The 18110-nt window shown below is 64.5% G+C and carries 13 protein-coding genes; 3 read left to right on the top strand and 10 right to left on the bottom strand.

Annotated features, from left to right (window positions below):
- Nucleotides 1–74: 74 nt before the first annotated feature.
- Complete coding sequence (locus FYJ44_RS10790; protein ID WP_154511980.1) at nucleotides 75–833, bottom strand: sulfite exporter TauE/SafE family protein; 759 nt, start codon at nucleotides 831–833, stop codon at nucleotides 75–77.
- A 344-nt stretch (nucleotides 834–1177) separates the two neighbouring features.
- On the opposite strand from FYJ44_RS10790, the gene FYJ44_RS10785 reads away from it, so the two are divergent.
- The 3 genes from FYJ44_RS10785 (at nucleotide 1178) to glmS (ending at nucleotide 7161) form a co-directional block, all read left to right on the top strand.
- On the top strand, nucleotides 1178–2809 hold the full coding sequence (locus FYJ44_RS10785; RefSeq protein WP_154511978.1) for a sigma-54-dependent Fis family transcriptional regulator: 1632 nt from the start codon (nucleotides 1178–1180) through the stop codon (nucleotides 2807–2809).
- A 438-nt stretch (nucleotides 2810–3247) separates the two neighbouring features.
- Nucleotides 3248–5170, top strand: coding sequence for a SurA N-terminal domain-containing protein (locus tag FYJ44_RS10780; RefSeq protein ID WP_154511976.1), 1923 nt, complete (start codon nucleotides 3248–3250; stop codon nucleotides 5168–5170).
- A 164-nt stretch (nucleotides 5171–5334) separates the two neighbouring features.
- Entirely contained in the window at nucleotides 5335–7161 is a 1827-nt protein-coding gene (gene glmS / locus FYJ44_RS10775; protein ID WP_154511974.1) for a glutamine--fructose-6-phosphate transaminase (isomerizing), read from the top strand.
- Nucleotides 7162–7333: 172 nt separating this feature from the next.
- On the opposite strand, the gene FYJ44_RS10770 is transcribed toward glmS, so the two are convergent.
- From FYJ44_RS10770 to ccmA, 9 genes are all read right to left on the bottom strand, one after another.
- Nucleotides 7334–8746: a phospholipase D-like domain-containing protein gene (locus tag FYJ44_RS10770; RefSeq protein ID WP_154511972.1), complete on the bottom strand. Its 1413-nt coding sequence runs from the start codon at nucleotides 8744–8746 to the stop codon at nucleotides 7334–7336.
- A 156-nt stretch (nucleotides 8747–8902) separates the two neighbouring features.
- Nucleotides 8903–9325: a universal stress protein gene (locus FYJ44_RS10765; protein ID WP_154511970.1), complete on the bottom strand. Its 423-nt coding sequence runs from the start codon at nucleotides 9323–9325 to the stop codon at nucleotides 8903–8905.
- 311 nt (nucleotides 9326–9636) lie between these two features.
- The gene (locus FYJ44_RS10760) at nucleotides 9637–14205 is read right to left on the bottom strand and encodes an ATP-binding response regulator (RefSeq protein ID WP_154511968.1); all 4569 of its coding nucleotides are present in this window, start codon (nucleotides 14203–14205) and stop codon (nucleotides 9637–9639) included.
- A gap of 91 nt (nucleotides 14206–14296) precedes the next feature.
- The gene (locus FYJ44_RS10755) at nucleotides 14297–15046 is read right to left on the bottom strand and encodes a tetratricopeptide repeat protein (RefSeq protein ID WP_154511966.1); all 750 of its coding nucleotides are present in this window, start codon (nucleotides 15044–15046) and stop codon (nucleotides 14297–14299) included.
- 166 nt (nucleotides 15047–15212) lie between these two features.
- A complete protein-coding gene (locus FYJ44_RS10750) occupies nucleotides 15213–15899 on the bottom strand; it encodes a tetratricopeptide repeat protein (RefSeq protein WP_229772667.1) in 687 nt (228 codons plus the stop codon).
- The gene (locus FYJ44_RS10745) at nucleotides 15892–16029 is read right to left on the bottom strand and encodes a CcmD family protein (protein ID WP_154511964.1); all 138 of its coding nucleotides are present in this window, start codon (nucleotides 16027–16029) and stop codon (nucleotides 15892–15894) included. Before FYJ44_RS10745 ends, FYJ44_RS10750 begins: the two co-directional genes overlap by 8 nt.
- A gap of 21 nt (nucleotides 16030–16050) precedes the next feature.
- On the bottom strand, nucleotides 16051–16722 hold the full coding sequence (locus FYJ44_RS10740; RefSeq protein ID WP_154511962.1) for a cytochrome c biogenesis protein: 672 nt from the start codon (nucleotides 16720–16722) through the stop codon (nucleotides 16051–16053).
- Entirely contained in the window at nucleotides 16723–17400 is a 678-nt protein-coding gene (locus tag FYJ44_RS10735) for a heme exporter protein CcmB (protein WP_154511960.1), read from the bottom strand.
- Entirely contained in the window at nucleotides 17388–18101 is a 714-nt protein-coding gene (ccmA, locus tag FYJ44_RS10730; RefSeq protein WP_154511958.1) for a heme ABC exporter ATP-binding protein CcmA, read from the bottom strand. The genes FYJ44_RS10735 and ccmA overlap by 13 nt, the downstream gene beginning before the upstream one ends.
- Between the last annotated feature and the right edge of the window lie 9 nt (nucleotides 18102–18110).

Raw genomic sequence — 18110 nt, 5'->3', positions numbered from 1 at the left:
ACGTCCCTATCAATGAAGGTTGTGTCCCGAGCAGCTGAAGGAATAAGAATGTAAGATGTCTGTATTGCATTATATTATCTGCACAATGAGATGGAAGTGAGGAATATGAAGCAGAGAACGATTTTTCTGAATAAAAGATAATTGCATTTTTTGTTGATGATATTGCCGAAATAAGATCCCAGAAGAATCATGGGAATGGCGGGTATGACTTTCAGCAGTCCGTCGGGACCGAGAATGTCGATGCAGACATAGGAAATGGTTTTGCAGGTGTTGGTGACAAAGAAGAGGATGATTGTGGCGCCCACAAAGATGCGGCGGTCGCGCGCGGCCGTAATCAGGTACAGGGACCAGACCAGTCCGCCCGCATGGGCCAGCACCGTGGCGACGCCGCCCAGAAAGCCGTAGATGTACGCGCCCTTGTCCGCATGGCGCGCAGTGAGTCCGCCGAAGAGTTTTTTCAGCAGCGCGGCCACGGGAAAGCGCGGCCAGAGCAGACCGAGAGCGTAAAGCACGCCGAAGACGCCCACACCCGTGCGGAAGATCGCGCCGGGAATCAGGGGCAGCACCAGCACGCCCAGGATCAGGCCCGGCAGGGCGGCAAGAAACAGCCGCGTGAGCTCCACGCGCGGCAGCCACTGCTTCCAGTAATAGCGCAGCCCGATAATGTCTGAAACGAGCATGAGGGGCGCGCCCAGACCCAGAGCTGTTTTCGCGGGAAAAGCCAGCGCCAGGGTGGGCAGCAGGAAAAGGCCCGCCCCCACGCCCACACCGGTTTTGATGAGGCCGGAAAAGAAACCGACAACGGCAATAATGATAATATCTGAAGAGATCATAACTATACCTTGAGTATGCTGTTAAAAGTTATGACCCATAAAATGTATTGTTACAGATTTTTCTATGACATAAATATAGTGATTATATATGCATAATAAAGTTTATATAATTGATTACAGTATATTTAATGCAGTTGAGTTTGTGTATTTAATAGTGGTAAAGTTTATGCATGTCCAAATATGAGCAAGTCCTGTGCCAAGCCGGGTCTGTCCGGTAGTTGCCTGAACTTCTTGTTGTTTTTTTCTTCACAATGGTTGCGTGTTCAATGAAAGCACTTCATTGCTGAGCGTTTTTGTCGGTATTTCAGCAAAAAATGCCCGTATACGGGCGAGGGGAGAGAGCCATGTCGGAGCAACATGATGACGCCGGTTTGGGGAATCCCTTGCTGGCCGCGGCCCGGATCATCCATCGCCTGTCCGGGCTGGCCCCGGGCAACATGGACCGCAGCAAGCTTTTTTCTTTTCTTTCCAATGAGTTCCGTGTCCTTTTCCAATATGATCGTTTCAGTATTTTTCTCTATGACGCCGAAAGGGAGTTCCTGAACTCCTTCACTTCGGCGGACGGCACGGTGGTGGAGATGTTCTCCAACACGCGCATCGCCCATAATACCGTGGCCTGGCAGGCCATTCAGAGCCGCAAACCCGTGGTTATCAACGATCTGGCCTCCCTGGGCTGGGGCGGCGGAGCTTCGTCCCTGGCTTCGGCGGGGCTCAACGCCACCATCGCCCTGCCCCTGATCCTGAACCGGGAGGTCATCGGCACCCTGCACGTCTCGTTTGTGCGCCAGCCGGATAATGTGGCGGAAGTGCTGAATTTTTTGCTGGAACTGAGTCCGGTGCTGAGTCTTTTTCTGTTTGTGGTGCTTACCGAGGAGCGCCGGGCCCGAGCCAAGGCGGCGCAGCGGGCGGCTCAAAACTCGTCGGACGAGGCGGACGCCGCCGGCGCGGCTCCGCTGGAGAACCGTCTGCTGGAAACCCAGGACATGGCGAGGGTCATGTCCGTGGCGCGCAAGGTGGCCAAGCTGCATATCCCGGTGCTGATCGTGGGCGAGACCGGCACGGGCAAGAGCATGCTGGCCCGCTGGCTGCACTGTCACAGCCCCCGGCGGGAGGCCAATTTCATCAAGGTGAACTGTCCGTCCCTGGCTCCGACCCTCTTTGAGAGCGAAATGTTCGGCTATGCCAAGGGCGCGTTCACCGGGGCCTATGCCAAGCGCATCGGCAGGATCGAAATGGCCCAGAACGGCACCCTGTTTCTGGATGAAATCGGCGAGCTTTCACCGGACATGCAGAGCAAGCTCCTCCAGGTCATGGAGGAAAATTCCTTTGAACGGGTGGGCGAGGCCCGTTCCATCGGCGTGGACATCCGCGTGCTCTCCGCCACCAATATTGATCTGGAAAAGGCCCTGGCCGAAGGGCGTCTGCGCCGCGATCTTTTTTACCGTCTGGCCTCGGTCATTCTGCGTCTGCCGCCGTTGCGCCGCCGCAAAAACGACATTCCCATTCTGGTGGAGTACTTCATCGGCCAGTTTGCCCAGCAGTGGGATCTGCGTCCGCCGCGTTTGGCCAGAAATGTGTTGCGCGAACTTTGCGATCACGACTGGCCGGGCAATATTCGTGAACTGCGCAACGTGGTCAGCCGGATTCTGCTGCATTCCCTGGACGGGGCCGTGACCGAAAGTTTTGTGCGCGAGGCTCTGCACGAGTGGGAGACGCCGGCCGTGCTGCCGCTGGAAACGGACGCCCCCGCCGCTCCGATGGCTGGCCGGGTCCCGCTTCCGGCTGAAGACCGTCCGCCGTGTCGGTCCGCAAACCCGGCCCTGCCCACGCTGGAGGAAAACGAGCGCGCCCATATTCTGGAGGCTCTGCGCCTGACCGGCGGGCGGCTGTCCGGCCCGCGCGGGGCAGCCGCCCTGCTGGGCGTGCCCCGCTCCACCCTGCAGCACCGCTTGCGCAAGCTGGGCATTACCGTGTAGCCGCGCGCCTTTTGCGGCCTTTCCGCATCCCGGCTCCGGTTTATCTTCCGGCTGTGCCGGTGATGTTCGCGGGGGGCCAGGAAAATAAGCCGCAAGACGCATCTAAAAAATCTTATTTATTGATTCGACAGCCCGAGAGACAGACAAAAAGGGGCAAAGCCACCTTTTCTCCGCCGGAGCAAAGCGCAGGCGGATGGCTGGTGTCGGGAGAATGCTAAAAACTAAGATTTTTCGGCGCCGGCAAGGCTGGTTTTGACGGATAATCACGACAAATAAGGGGTCGGCAAAACTGAAATTAGATGCGTCCTCCCTGGGCACGGCCGTACCTTTTCTTGAGTTTCCGCGCAAAGGCGCTTATACTTTCCGCTTCTGTCAGCGCCCCTGTTCCCGGCGGCTTCCGCCGGAAGCGGGAGGACAATTCGGCATTCCGGAGTACGCATGCTCGATTATATCCGTTCCAACGCACAGTCTTTCGGCGTCAAAGTGGCCTTCGGCGTCATCATCCTGGTCTTTGTCTTCTGGGGCGTCGGCAGCTTCAATGACAGGGATTCGGTCAATGTGGTGGCCATCGTCAACGGCGACCCCATCCTGGTCCAGCAGTTCGAGCAGGCCTACCGCAATGCGGAGGAATCGGTGCTGCGCAATAATCCCGGCATCACCCGCGAGCAGCTCAAGGAGCAGCATCTGGGTCGTCAGGTGCTGCGCGAGCTGATTCAGCAGACCCTGCTGACCCAGGAAGCCGCGCGCGCGGGCATCAGCGTGACGCCGCTGGAGCTGCGGCAGGCCGTGGGCGGGATCAAGGCCTTTCAGGACGCCCAGGGCCGTTTCGACCCTGAAGCCTATACCCGCGTGCTGGCCGCCCAGCGGATCAGCCCCGCCCAGTATGAAAAAGACATGAGCGACCAGCTCCTGCGCGAAAAAATCTTTACCCTGATTACCGCGCCGGTCTGGGTGGACCCGGATGAAGCGCAAAACCGTTACAATTTCCTGCGGGAACGGCGCGTGGTGGACTATTTTTTCATTCCGGCCAAAAAATTCGCCGACGAGGTCAAGGTGACGGATCAGGACGTCACGGCCTATTATGACGCCCACAAGCAGGATTTCGCCATTCCGCCCAAGGTGGACGTGGCGTACGTGAGCGTGTCGCCCGAAACCCTGGTCAGGCCGGAAAGCGTCAGCGAGGCGGATGCGCAAAAGTGGTACGAGGCCAACAAGAGCCGCTTTGAAGAACAGGCGCAGGTCAAGGCCGCGCATATTCTGGTGCCTCTGGCTGAAAACGCTCCGGCCGACGCGGAGAAAAAGGCCCGCGAGGACGTGGCGAAGATTCAGGCCGAACTCAAGAGCGGCAAGGATTTCGCGGCCGTGGCCGACGCTCATAACGGCCCCAATGCGGCCGGTCCCGGCGGCGAGCTGGGCTGGATCGCGCGCGGCAAGACCGTGAAGCCCTTTGAAGACGCGGCCTTCGCACTGGAGGCCGGACAGGTTTCCGGGCCGGTGCGCAGCCCCTTCGGCCTGCATATCATCAAGGTGGAGGCGAAAAAGCCCGGCGGCCTCAAACCCTTCAAGGACGCGCTTCAGGAGGCGCGCCAGGGCCTGGCGCAGGAGCAGGGCGCGGACAGGCTGCATGACGTGCTGGACAGCCTGATTGAAGACAACATTCTGGGCAAGCCCCTGGCCGAAAGCGCGGCCCGCTTCGGCCTGAAGGCCGAACAGAGCGGGCTGCTCAGCCAGAGCGAACTGGAGCGGACGCTGGGCGTGACTTCCGGCGGGGCCGCCACCCTCATTGCCACGGCTCCGGGCGCGCCCGTGGATACGGCCCTGGAGGCCGGGGACAAATATCTGGTGGCCAGGGTGATCAAATCCGAACCCGCCTCCACCCGGCCGCTCAGCGCGGTGAAGGAGGCCATTGTGGCCAAACTGACCGCCGAAAAAGCCCTCAAGGCCGCCATGGAAAGCGCCGCGGCCCGCCGTAAGGAATTGAAGGGCGGTCCTCTGCCCGAAGCGCTGAAAGCGGGTCTGGACATTAAGACCGCTCCGGCCATGGAGCGTGGCGGCAATCTGGCGGATTTCGCGCCCGACGCGGCCCTGTCCGAGGCCGTCTTCGCCGCCCGTCCCGGGACCTGGCTGCCCGCGGCCTATGCCGTGGACGGCAAAAGCGAGGGACCGGGCGCGCTGCTCTGCCGCGTGGCCGCCGTGCAGCCGCCTGATCCGCAGGAATGGAACACCGTGCGCGATCTGATGGCCAACGGCGTTTCCCGCGAACGGGTGGACGGCCTGTATCAGCTTTTCATGCAGAACCTGGCTTCCAAGGCCAAGGTGGAAGTGCTGAATACGAACATTGTGGACCGCGTGAATATGTAGCGTGTCCCACGTTTGAGCCGGGCCGCCGGCAAAACCGGCGGTTCCCGGGCTGCGCGCCGGGCACGGCCCGGGTTGTACCGGAATGTACAGTCCTGAGGCGTGCCCGGCTTTTCAATGCATAAACGCCCCCGCCATGTGCGGGGCTTTGCCGGGAGAAGCGGAATATGTGCGGGATTATCGGTTATGCGGGCCATCGGCCCGCCGTGCCCGTGGTGGTGGAGGGTTTGCGCCGTCTGGAATACCGGGGCTATGATTCCGCCGGTGTGGCCTTTGTGCGCCAGGGCGGCCTGCGCGTGGTGCGTGCCAAGGGCAAACTGGCGGCCCTGGAGGAAAAGCTGGCTCAGGAGCCGGTCTCCACGGCCACCTGCGCCATGGGCCACACCCGCTGGGCCACGCACGGCGTGCCCGCGGAGCGCAACGCCCATCCCCATCTGAGCAACGACGGTTCCCTGGCTCTGGTGCATAACGGCATCATTGAGAATTACCAGGAAATCAAGGCCGAACTCACGGCCAGGGGCTATGTCTTCCATTCCGAGACCGACACCGAGGTGCTGGTCAACCTCATCGCCGAGCGCCGCAAGAGCGAGCCGGATCTGCTGCACGCCTTCGCGGCGGCCCTGCGCGAGGCCCACGGGGCCTACGCGGTCTGCCTCATGGACCGCGCCGAGCCGGAAACCATCTATGCCGCGCGCATGTCCGCGCCGCTGATTTTCGGTCAGGGCACGGGCGAGAACTTCGTGGCCTCGGACATCCCGGCCTTTCTGCCCTATACCCGGCAGGTGGTCTTTCTGGAGGACGGCGAAGTGGTGCGGGCCACGGCCACGCGCTATGAAATCCTGCGTCTGTCGGATCTGTCTCCGGTGGAGCACGAGGTGCAGACCATCCAGTGGGACATGCAGGCCGCGCAAAAGGGCGGCTATCGCCATTTCATGCTCAAGGAGATTTTCGAGCAGCCGCGCGTGATCACCGACGGCCTGACCGGCCGGATCACCGCCACGCGCGACGCGGCCCTGCTGCCGGAACTGGACGCCCTGCCCGTGCCGCGCCGCCTGCATATCGTGGCTTGCGGCACTTCCTATCATTCCGGGCTCTGGGGTAGGCATCTGCTGGAGCACTGGGCCGGGGTGCCGGTGCAGGTGGAGATCGCCTCGGAGTTCCGCTACCGCGACAGTCTGCTTCTGGATAAGGAGGATATGGTCCTGGTCATCAGCCAGAGCGGCGAAACCGCCGATACCCTGGCGGCCCTGCGTATCGCCCGCGAGCGCGGCGTGGCTGTGCTGGGCCTCTGCAACGTGGTGGGTTCGTCCATCGCGCGCGAGGCCTCGGCCGTGATCTACACCCAGGCCGGGCCGGAAATCAGCGTGGCCTCCACCAAGGCCATGTGCAGCCAGATGCTCACACTGGCCCTCATGGCTCTGTACTGGGGCGGCCGCCGGGACATTCTGCCCGAGGCGCGGCGGCGTGAGCTCATCGGCCTGCTGGAATCCCTGCCCGCCCTGCTTGACGCCCATTTGCCGGCCATGCACGACAAGGCCCGCGAACTTTCGCGCAAGTACGCCCAGGCCCGCAATTTCTTTTATCTCGGGCGCGGGCACTGTTACCCCCTGGCCCTGGAAGGGGCGCTCAAGCTCAAGGAGCTGTCCTACATCCACGCCGAGGGCTATGCCGCGGGCGAAATGAAGCACGGTCCCATCGCCCTCATTGATCCGGCCTTTCCCACCTTCGCCCTTGCTCTGGACGACGCGCTGTTCCCCAAGGTCAAGTCCAATATCGTGGAAGTGCAGGCCCGCCAGGGCAAGGTCATCGCCCTGACCAATCCGGGCCTGGATCTGGCGGTGGACGATCCCTGGATTATCCCGGCCCTGCCCGCGCCTCTGGCCGGTTTTGTGGCTCTGCCCGCGCTCCAGCTTTTCAGCTATGAAACCGCGGACTATCTGGGCAAGGATGTGGACCAGCCGCGCAATCTGGCGAAAAGCGTCACTGTGGAATAAAAAACGGTTTTTATGGGGGAGGGGCGCCTTTTGGAAAAGGCTCTCCTCCCCCATCTTCCTCCCCATTTTTTATTCATGATGTAACAGGCCGTCGGCATTGCCGACGGCCTGTTACATCAAAATAAGGGGGTCAGGGGGAGATTATCTCCCCGGTGGGGCGCGGGCAACGCCGCTACAGATAGGGCGAAAAGATCCAGCAGGCCGCGTTGCGCAACTTGACCGGCAGGGATTGGCGTTCCAGGTCCGCAAGGGTGATTTCGCGGCTGCGGCTGATGGCGTCGTCGATATGCCCGGCCAGCAGGCCGTGGAAAGCCGGATCAAAAACTTCCATATTCAGTTCGAAGTTCAGGCGCAGGCTGCGTGCGTCCAGATTGGCCGAGCCGATCTGGCTGTAATAGCCGTCCACGGCGAGCAGTTTGGTGTGAGCGAAGGGCGGTGGCTGATACCAGACCCGCACGCCGGCGTTGAGCAGGGTCGGCAGCAGGCGGAAGGTGGCCCAGTGCACATAGGGCAGATTGTTTTTGGCCGGAAGCACCACGCGCACGTCCACGCCGCGTTGGCCCGCCGAGCGCAGACTGCCCATGAGGTCGTGCGTGGGCAGAAAATACGGGGTCATGATCCGCACGCTACGCCGGGCCGTGTTGACAGCCCCGCAGAAGAGGTCATTGAGCATGTCCGCATCGTTGCCGGGGCCGTCCATGACGATGCGGCAGTGGCTTTCGCCTCTGATCTGGCCGGAACCCGGCGGCAGCGGCGTGTATTCGCCGGTGCAAAAGCCCCAGTTGAGCAGAAAGGCGCGCCGCAACTGGTTGACGATGGGCCCCAGACAGCGGAAGTGCACGTCCTGCACGCAACTTTTCCGGCCGCTTTGGATATTGTCGTCGGAAATGTTCATGCCGCCGGTAAAGCCGATGTCGTCACAGACCAGGACTTTGCGGTGGTTGCGCAGATTGATGCTCAGATTGGGCGGGAAAAGCTTGGGCGGCAGGAACAGCGCCACCTTGATGCCCCGGGCCGCGAGTTTTTTCCAGGGTTTGCGCCAGGAATAGAGCGTGCCGATGCCGTCCACCAGCACGCGGACGTCCACGCCGCGCGCGGCGGCGGCGGCCAGGGCTTCGGTAAAGGCCGTGCCTGTATGTCCGGCGTTAAAGATGTAGGTGGCCAGAAAAACATGGTTGCGCGCCGCCGCAATGGCTTCCAGCATGGCCGGGTAGGCCTCGTCGCCGTTGCGCAGGGGGCTGAGCGTGTTGCCGCCGCAGAGGTGCTGATCCGTCAGGTTGCGGCCCAGATGCGCCATGCGGACGATATTTTCCGGCACCTGTTCGGGCGGTTCCGCGGGGCAGGCCGGATGAGCGTATTCCGGCTCCTGGGCGGCCCGCTGCCGCATGATTTTTTCGGCCCGGCTCTGAGCCCGGCTGATGCCGAAGAGCACGTAGAGCAGCGGCCCCAGCACGGGCAGCAACAGGGACGTGGCGGTCCAGCCCAAGGCCGAGCGCGGATCGCGCTTGGTCAGCAGGGCATGACAGACCGCCACCCAGGAAAGGATGTGGGCCGCCAGCAGGCCCAGCGTTTCCAGCAAGAGCATCACGGGGCAAACACCGACGTCACGCCGTCAGCGCGGGCGGCGGGCCGGGCCGCGCAACAACCGCAATCCCGCCGCCCATGCGACGCCGTCTCAGTACAAGTCATATTTCCGGAGCATTCCGTGAATGAACAGGGCCGTTCATTCATATCGCATTGTCTAGTGACGCACGGCCAGGAGGGTGACATCCGTATTGCGCAGCACGCGTTCGGTAATGGAACCGATCAGCATGTCGCTCAGGCCGTCGCGGCCGTCGGTGAACATGACGATCAGGTCCGCGCTTTCCTCATGGGCCACGCGCACGATGGTTTCAGCCGGGGTGCCTTCTTCCACGCGGGTGTGGAAGCTGATCCCGGCCTTTTCCAGCGTTTCGATGGGCGGGCAGAGCAGGGTCAGACCTTTGGCGGCTTCCTCGCGCTTGAGCTCGGCATGGGCTTCGCCGCCCACGATCTGCGGCAGCGGTTCGGTAACGTGCAGCAGGATGATCTCGCCGGAACAAAGGCCCATAGCGTGTTTGAGCGCTTTTTGGGCGCGTTGGCCGTGGCTTTTGCCGCTCACCGGCAGAAGAATTTTTTTGTACATGCTTACTCCTTGTCTGCCCACAGTGGCGATATTCCTGACGGGGCGGTCTTATTTTCGCATGTCGGCGCGCTTTGCGCAAGCCTCTGTCCCGGCTGAAACGGGGTAAACGTCGCTTATGAGAGATGAAAAAGGCCCGTTCCCATGCGGAACGGGCCGGGAAACCGTCTGGAGCAGATTAACGTTCTTAACGTTTAAAGACGCCCACCTCGGCGCTTCACAGCGCAAATAAATGTGCTTGCGCCTTCGTGGCGGGCGGCTGCTCGCGCAGCCGCCGGAGCAAGTGCATTTTGAAATCGTTCTGATAATGCTGTTTACTTGCGCGGAGTCAGCGCAATGCGGTTGCGTTCCACCGCTACGGCCAGTTCGGGCAACAGATCCTTGAGCGCGTTCATGTCGTTGGCTTTGGCCGCCCGCTCCACGCAACGGGCCATGCGGGCCAGCACCCGGAAGCCGAAAGCGTCCGATTCCGCCGCAATGCGCCCGGCGGCCTCGCCCACCAACGGACCGCGACGGCTCAGGAAGGCCTGTTGGGCGTCCTCCATGGCCGCGTCCAGACGGTCCACCAGTTGCAGGATGGTCTTGTCCGGACCCGGTTGCGAAGGCTGCGGCACGGCTGCGGACGTCGGCGCGGATGTGGGGGCGACCGGCGCGGGTTCGTCCGGCGGGCGGATATCCGGCGACACCTCCTGCGCCGTTTTGGCCGGTGCGGGGTGGACCGGCTGGCGGGATTCTTCCGCCGGGCTCGTCAGAGGCGTCGGCGCGGGGGTAGGCGCGGGACCGGAAACTTCCGCGATAAGCGTCGCCAGGGGCGGCGTGTCCTTTTTTACGGGTTCGGCGCCGGCGATAAAGTCCATAATGGAGCCGCCCAGGCCGCTTTCACTCGCCGGAGCGTCATTGTCCGCGGACGGCGTGGGCACGGGCGCGGCAACCGGCGCGGGCTGCGCGGCCAAGGGCTTTTGCGCTTCCTCCGTCACACGGAAGGCGGCGGGGGAAGACGTCGTCGGCTGAACAGCGGGTGCGGGTTGCGGGGCGGCGGGAGCCGTCTTTTTGGGAACGGGCATGGGTTCGCCCACCCACTCGCCGGGCGCGCGCAGGCCGGGGCTGGTGTAGACGCTTTTTCGCGTGTCCTCCGCGCTGTCCGGACGGCCGGCGGTCTTGGCCGGAGCCGGGGCGGGCCTGAACGTGATGCGCGGTCCGCGCCGCACTGTGCCCTGTACCGTGTTTTGAGAGATGTTCTGCCGGGACGGGTTTTCCGGCCGGGGGGCGGTTTCCTTGTCTTGCTCCTGCGGACGGGAAGGCGCGGGGCTGCCGATGGGCATGGGTTCGCCCACCCATTCACCGGGCGCGTTCAGGCTGGGGCTGGTATAGGCGGCGCTGACGCTGACCGTTGCGGTCGGTTTGACTTCGGAAGCGGGCACGGGCTTGGGCGCGGTTTTACTCCGGATGGGAACAATGGTCGCGCCTGGCCGCGCGGCAAAGGTGACGGGCTGGAAGGCCGGTTTACGGGGCGCTTCAGTTTCCGTCTCCGTGGGATTTTGCGGCGCTTCCGGCGTAGCCGCCTGCGCGGGAGCGGATTCCGGCGCGGGCGTTTCGTCCACAACGGGTGTTGTTTCCTCAACCGTTTCGGGCGTGGTGACGGGAGCGGAAGCGTCCGTCTCAACGGCGGATTTCGGCGTGTCCGCAACCTCCGGGTTTTCTTCAGCGGGCGCAGGACTCTCGGCCGGATCCGCTTTTTCCGTGGGTTCCGACGCGGTTTCGGCCTTGTACCGCACGGCGGCCGCCCTGTCCGCGCTTTCAGCGGCCGCATGGCTTTCTTCGGGTTTTTCGGGCTGCTTTTCTTCCGTCGTCGCGGCGGACTCCGGCGCAATTTCCGCCGCCTCCGTCTGGCTTTCCGCGCCCCAGACCGGACCTTCCAGTCCGGCGGCGGCGGAAAATTCCGCCTGCATGGCGGCACCGCTTACGGGCGCGTCCTCGTCTGTATCAGGTGTGGCCACGGGCGCGGCGGCCATGATCAGGTCATTGGGCGCGTAAGGATTGACGAAGAGGTCCGCCGGGATGTCTCCCGGCTTGGGCGCGGGGTCTTTGGGCGCGCCCGGACGGCTGACCGGGGTCAGACCGGCGTCCGCCGGGGGCAGGTCCATATCCGGCAGAGGACCGTCGCTTTCCGGCAGGCCGCTGAACAGCCCGCCTTCAGGCTTGCGGGTTTTCTTGTCCTCTCCCGCGCCGACCAAGGGATCACGCAGGGATTCCGCAAAGCTCAGCAGGTCGGGCAGGGCTGTGAGATCCGGGATTTTCAAGGGTGAACCGCCGTGACTGTCCTCGCTGCCGAACAGATCCGGCAAAGGCGGTCGGCCGGCGGCGTTCGCGGCCGGTTTGGCGGCCTCAGCGGCAACGGGGCTGCCAGCGGCGTTCGCGGCCGCGGCATCCTGTCCGGTGGTCGTGGCCGAGTCAGGGGCCGCCACAGCCGCATCTGCGTTGTCGGGCGTATCTTCCGCCGCTGCCGCGGCTTCCAGAATTTCCTGCACCGTCTGGCAGAGGGCCTCGCTGTCCACAGGTTCCAGCAGCGCGTGGGTAAAGCCGGCGTCAGCCAGCTGATCCCATTGCTTGTCGTCTTCCGTAATGGCCAGGGCTTTGAACAGGGGCAAGTCCGCGTCGTCGGCCAATGTGCGGAACTGGCGCAGCATGTCGCCCGCCATGGGCGAGGCCAGTCTGCCCTGCGCCACCAGCAAAAGGGCCGCTTCGCCCTTGTGCAGTTGCAGGGCCTCGGCCAGGCTGCGCGCTTCGGAGCTGCGGCAGGGCAGGCTTTCCAGCATCCGGGCCAGGGTCTGGCGGTCCAGAGCGCTTTCCGCCGCGATCAGCACCAAGGGCTGTCTGCGTTCCGCGGGCGCGATTTCGTTCTCGTCACGCTCCAGGCATTTGAGATGCAGGGTAAAGGCGATGGTGGCTCCGTGCGGGCTGCATTCCACGCCCAGAAAGCCTTTGTGCGCGCCGGCCAGCTCCCAGGCGCGGGTCAGGGCCAGACTGGAGCGGTCCTGCGGCGGCATGCCCGAGCCGGTATCCGTGACCGTAAAAAGCAGATGCCCGGCATTGGCGCTTTCCGGCACGCGGCGCACCGAAAAATGCACGGCCCCGTGCCGGGTGGCGCGCACCGCGCTTTCCAGCAGCAGACAGAGGGTTTCTTTCAGGGCTCCGGCCTCGCCCTCGTACAGATGGCTCAGATGGGGCGGCATGTACCAGGCCAGACCGATGCCGGCGTTTTCCGCCGCCGGGGCCACAGCGTCATGGGCTTCGCGCATCAGATGCTGGAGATTGAAGGGCGCGGCGGTTTCCGTCGCGGAGCGTTTCCGGCCCGATTGCCGGGGATTGCTGATGATATCAGACAGTTCACGGGCCGCGCCCAGCATGCTTTCCGCATACTGGCGCACCGCCGGGGGCAGGGAGCAATGTCCCAGGGCCGCGCCTTCGCGCATCAGGCGGTCCAGGGGCGGACGCAGGGCGTCTTCCAGCAGGCCGGGTGCGACACGCTCCGAAAGCGAGGACGGCGCGCTCGTGTCCGCATCTTCGGAGCCGTCCGGCCCGGACGGCGGGGCAGGCGCGGCCGGAGCCGGGGGCACCAGGCGCAGATTGGGGTCGTCCAGCGGCTGGTCCAGAGTGATGGTGCCGTCGGGTTCGGCCTGCACGTTTCTGGCCGCTGTGTCCGCGTCAGGGTGTTCCGCCGCCATGTCGTGCGGCGCTCTGGTGGCGGCGATGATCAAGGCGCTGAGCGCCGTGCCCCAGAGCGGGGCCGAAGCCAGCAGATTGGCGCCAAAGCTGCTGTCCAGGCCCAGGATGCCGCCGGCCACAAAGAGCGGCGGCAGCAGGCAGCCCAGCAGAAAGCGTTTGGCCCCGCCCAAACCCATGATCCAGGCTCCCAGCGCGGTGGGCACGAAAAGCAGGGTTCCCAGAGGCCAAAGATCAAGATAGCGGGTCAGCCAGGCGAAGTCCGGCACAAGAGGCAACAGGGCCAGAGGCGCGCCGGGCAGGGAGAGCAGCAACAGCTGGATGTCCAGGGCGCGGGAGCGCTCCCGCGTGCGCATCAGGTGGCGGCCCACATGGGGCAACAGCATCAGGGCCACCCCCGGCGCCAGCACGGCCCCGGATTCGCCCAGTCCGATATGGCCGGAACCGGAGGCGGGCATGCCCATGATCCCCTGGCCCAGAGCCACGGCCACGTACAGGGCCGTCCAGACGCGCCATTGGCCTTTTTCGGACAGGCTGCGCAAAAGGCAGAGCAGCATGACCACGCCCAAGGCCAGGATGGCCGCCGTGCGCGACAGGCTGCCCCAGTTGCCGGCGGCGTTCTGCGGCGTGCGCAGCATGGGTGCGAACCACAGGCCGGGCAGGCCGTCCAGGCGGATATAGCAGGTCTGGGCCTCTTTGCCCGCTTCGGGCAGCAGAAGCACATTGCGCTGGGCTGGAGCGGATTCGCGCCACTCCAACGCGCCGCTCAGGCTGTTGGCGACCGGTTCGTAGAGCAGGGGCATGCCGGGCACGCTTTCGCCCATGTCCAGCAGCAGGGTGGCGGGCCTGGTTCCCTCGGGCAGAGGGGCCAGCGTGAAGCGCAGCCACATGACCCCGCTTTCGCGCGGCAGATCCTTGAGCGCCAGGGGACGGTAGTCCCCGGCTTTGGCCGGAGCCGCGGCCTCCTCCACGTCCAGGGTGCCGGTTTCATCCAGCAGATAGTCGAGGTAGGGCAAAAGAGGGGTGCTGGGCGCGCCCGGCGCGGCGGGCAGCATGGTCTGAGCCCGTGAACCCCCGCCCCAGCCGAGGCAGATCGCGCACAACAGAAAAACAACGGCCAGAACCTGCGGACGGGCCGTGCCGGAAAGAAGGTATGCCATAGTGTTTCCGCCTGTCATGTGAACTGGCTTTCCGCCGCGCGGAGGGCGCGGGTTCCGTCTCCCCGCGCCCCCCGCTTGTTCCGCAACGGATTTAATGCAGATGTTTGATCATTTCGGACACCGGCTGCCCGTCGGGTGAACGGGCGCCGGGATTGACCTTCAGCAGGCGTTGCCAGGCCCGCGTGGCCTCATCTTTGCGGTGCAGATCGTAATAAAGCACCACGCCCTCGTTGAACAGGGCGTTTTCATGGCCGGGGTTGGCGGCCGTCGCTTTGCGGAAGCTGTCCACGGCCTGCTCGTAGGCCCCGGCCTCACGGTACATGATGCCCAGATCCGTGAGCACGTCGGGATTGCCCGGCGCGAACATCAGAGAGCGCTCATAGGCTGAAATGGCCTGTTTGGCCTGACCCGTGTCAAAATACAGATTGCCCAGGGCCGTCCAGCGCGCGGCGTCCTTGGGATTGGTCAGCAGGGCTTTTTCCAGATCGGTGATCTTCTGAACCAGTTCCGGCGGCATGGGCGGCTGATTGTCCTGCGCGGGCCGGGCCGCCTGCGGCGCGGGAGACGCCGGGGGCGCGGCTTCCGGCTGGGGCGGAGCGGCATGCGGCGGCACGGCCGGGACGCCGCTGTTGAGCAGGCCGGGCAGCAACCCTCCCAGATACAATCCCAGAGCCAGGGTCAGCAACATGCCCATGAGGCAGGTGCTTTTGCGCACCATGCCGGTGGGCGCATCCGCGTGAGACATGCCGGAAGACGCCTGCCGTTCGGAAACGGAGGCGCTGCCGGGGGTGTCGCGCACAGGCGCGTCTTCGGGGCTTTTCTTGCTTTTACGGCGGGCCATATGCTCCTCAAAGGTGGTCAATGCAGCGGTGAAGGCTTGAAATGCGCCAACCGGCCGGGGAACGGCCATGCTCTTTGCGGTCAACCTACAACCTGAAAAAAAAAGAGGCAAGCCCGCAACTTATGGATAAGAAGCGGGCCTGGCAATGCGGCGGGCGGGGCGCGGCTCAGGGCCGCGCGGCCTTCCCGCTGGTTTCATTGACTTTTTTTCCGGTTTTGGCGGGCGTGCCCGCCTGAGGCTGTTGGTCCTGCGGTTCCGGCTGCACTGTTCCGGCGTCCTCCGCATGGGGCAGGGGGGCTTTTTCCAGCTCTTCGCGGATGCCCTTCTTGAGGTCTTCGCTGGCCTTGGGATCATGCAGGCCCGCGCTCAGATGCTCCACCCCGCGCTTGGGATCGTGGAGAAAATGGATGTAGAGCACGCCCAGGCTGTAGCGCACCGAGGCGTTGTCGTGCAGGCTCACCACCTTTTCCAGAAGCTCGGCGGCTTCCTTGTGCTTGCCCTGATTGTGCTTGATGACGCCCAGCAGATAGGGGGGCTGGGGATTGTTCAGATCCAGGGTCATGGCGCGCTGGGCGAAGGTTTCAGCGGCCTCCCAGTTTTGGGCGCTCATCAGGGCTTCGACCAGATGGACCATGGCGTCCACGTTTTTGGGATCCTTGGCCACTTCCTGCATGAGCATGCCCACGGCGTCGCCCATGCCCGCGGGCGCCTGGGGCGCGGGCCGGACCTGCACGGTGAGGTGCGGATTGCGGAAGCGCTCCGTGAGGGAAATCACCAGCATGGCGGCCAGAGCCAGGGCCAGCAGCAGGACCAGGGCGCGCGCCGGGCCGTTGAGCTTGGGCAGATCAGTCATGGTTAAGCATCTCCCATTGGGTCAGGCGGGCGGCCAGGGCGCGTTGTTGCGCGGCCAGGAAAGCCAGGTATGCGCCGAGGCCGATCCACACGGCGGCATTGGCGATGACGATCCAGGTAAGGGTATCCATATGTCCTCCGTAGAGAGCGCGTTACGCGGCCGGGTTGTCGGCATTGGCGGCCAGGGCGTCGAGGCGGGCGCGCAGATCAAGCTGGCGTTTGCGCAGCCAGACCAGCCCGGCCCAGAGCAGGCCGAAGGAAAGCACGCAGGCGATGACCGTGAGCTTCATTTCCGGTTCCAGGCCGCCGCCCTTGGCGGCGAACACCGCCGGGTGGATGGAGCGCCAGATCCGGGCCGAAATAAAGACCAGGGGCACGTCCAGAAAGGCCACCACGCCCACCACCGCGCAGACCAGGCTTTTGCGCTGCGGCGGCAGGTCAAGGCCGCGCAGCACCAGATAGCCCGCGTAGACGAACCACATGATCAGGGTGGTGCTCAGGCGCGGATCCCAGGTCCACCAGACGCCCCAGGATTTGCGGGCCCAGAGCATGCCGGTGACCAGGGCCAGGCCGCTGAGCAGCACGCCCACCTCGGCGGCGGCGGCGCAGAGCCTGTCCGCGCCGGGATTGCGGCGCAGCAGATAGGCCACGGAAGCCAGAAAGACCGTAAAGAAACTGATCAGCGCCCACCAGGCCAGGGGCAGGTGGATGTAGAAAATCTTCTGGATCAGGCCCAGGGTGGCCTCTTCCGGGGCATAGGCATAGATCAGCCACTGGCAGCAGGCAAAGGCCAGTCCGCCCAGCAGGGCCAGAAGTTGCGGCATTTATTCGTCCCCCGTGTAGATGAAGCTGAACAGCAGCAGCCCGGCCCCCAGAAAAACCGCGTCAAAGGCGCAGGCCACGCTCAGCCAGCCGCCCGGCCCGTCCGGAGAGGCGGCCCCCAGGGTCTGCGCGCCCACGCCGATGCCGGAGAGCAGCAGGGGCGTGAGCAGTGGAAAAAGCACGATGCTCAACAACGATTCGCGCGCCGCCTGGCCCTGCGCCAGCGCGCCCAGCAGCGACCCTAGGGCGCACATGCCCAGGTCCGCCAGCAGCAGGGCCGCCAGGCCCGGCAGAAGAGGCCCGCCGATGTCCTGTCCCAGAAAAATCACAGACGCGGGCAGAAAAATGATCTGGGCCAGCAGCAGGAGCAGCAGGCCCGCCAGCGCCTTGCCCAGCCAGACGCCCTGAATGGGCGCGGGGCAGAGCAGCAGGCCGAGACGGGCGTTGTTGACCTCTTCCAGAGCGTAGAGCTGGTTGAAGATCAATACCTGGCAGAAGGCCGAGCTCAGCCAGAACACCGCCGCCGCGGCCTGCGGACTCATGCGTTCGCCGATGCCCTGGGACAGGCTGAACACAAAGAGCAGTAGCAGGCCGAGCAAAAGCGCCTGGATCAGGCCACTGCCCCGGGCCAGGGTCAGGGCGAGATCCTTGCGGGCCACAGCCAGGGTCAGGCGCAGCATATGCCGCCCTCCCTGTCCGCGCCCGTATCCGTGATTGCGCCTGCGGGCACGTCAAAACCGGCAAAAGCCGCCGGCGGGCCGTCATAGGCCAGCTTGCGGTCGGCCAGGAACAGCAGGCGGTCGGCCAGGGGCGCGTCCCCGGCCAGATCGTGGCTGATGAGCGCCACGCAGGCCCCGCGTTGGCGGGCGGCCGTTATTTCGCGGCGCAGAAGAGCCAGGGATGCCGCGTCCAGGCCGGTGCCCGGCTCGTCCAGCAGCAGCAGGTCCGGCTCCAGCATGAGCACGCGCGCCAGATTGAGGCGCTGGGCCATGCCGCGCGAAAAAATGCCCGCGCGTTCGTGGGCATGGGCCGCCAGGCCCACCCGCTCCAGCATGGCCGACAGCCCGGCCCCGGACAGGCGCAGGCCGTGGGCCGTGCGCCAGAAGGCCAGATTTTCCAGGGCCGTGAGGCCGGGATAGAGAAAGGTGGCGTGGCCCAGATAGCCCAGACGCGGACCTTCCGCGCGCGGGCCGGACTCCGCCAGACGCACGCTGCCCGCGCTGGGGCGGGAAAGCCCGGCCATGATTCGCATCAGAGTGCTTTTGCCCGCGCCGTTGCCGCCCACCAGCAGCGAGACGCTGCCCGACGCGAAGGCGCAGCTCACATCCTTGAAGATCACTTTGGCGCCGTAGAGTTTGGCGACGCGGTCGAGCTCAAGCATGGGCGGGCC

The organism is Desulfovibrio porci, from assembly GCF_009696265.1.
GTDB classification, from domain to species: domain Bacteria; phylum Desulfobacterota; class Desulfovibrionia; order Desulfovibrionales; family Desulfovibrionaceae; genus Desulfovibrio; species Desulfovibrio porci.
The sequence above is the reverse complement of the archived record's forward strand: the minus strand, read 5'-3'. Positions and strand labels throughout refer to the sequence as shown.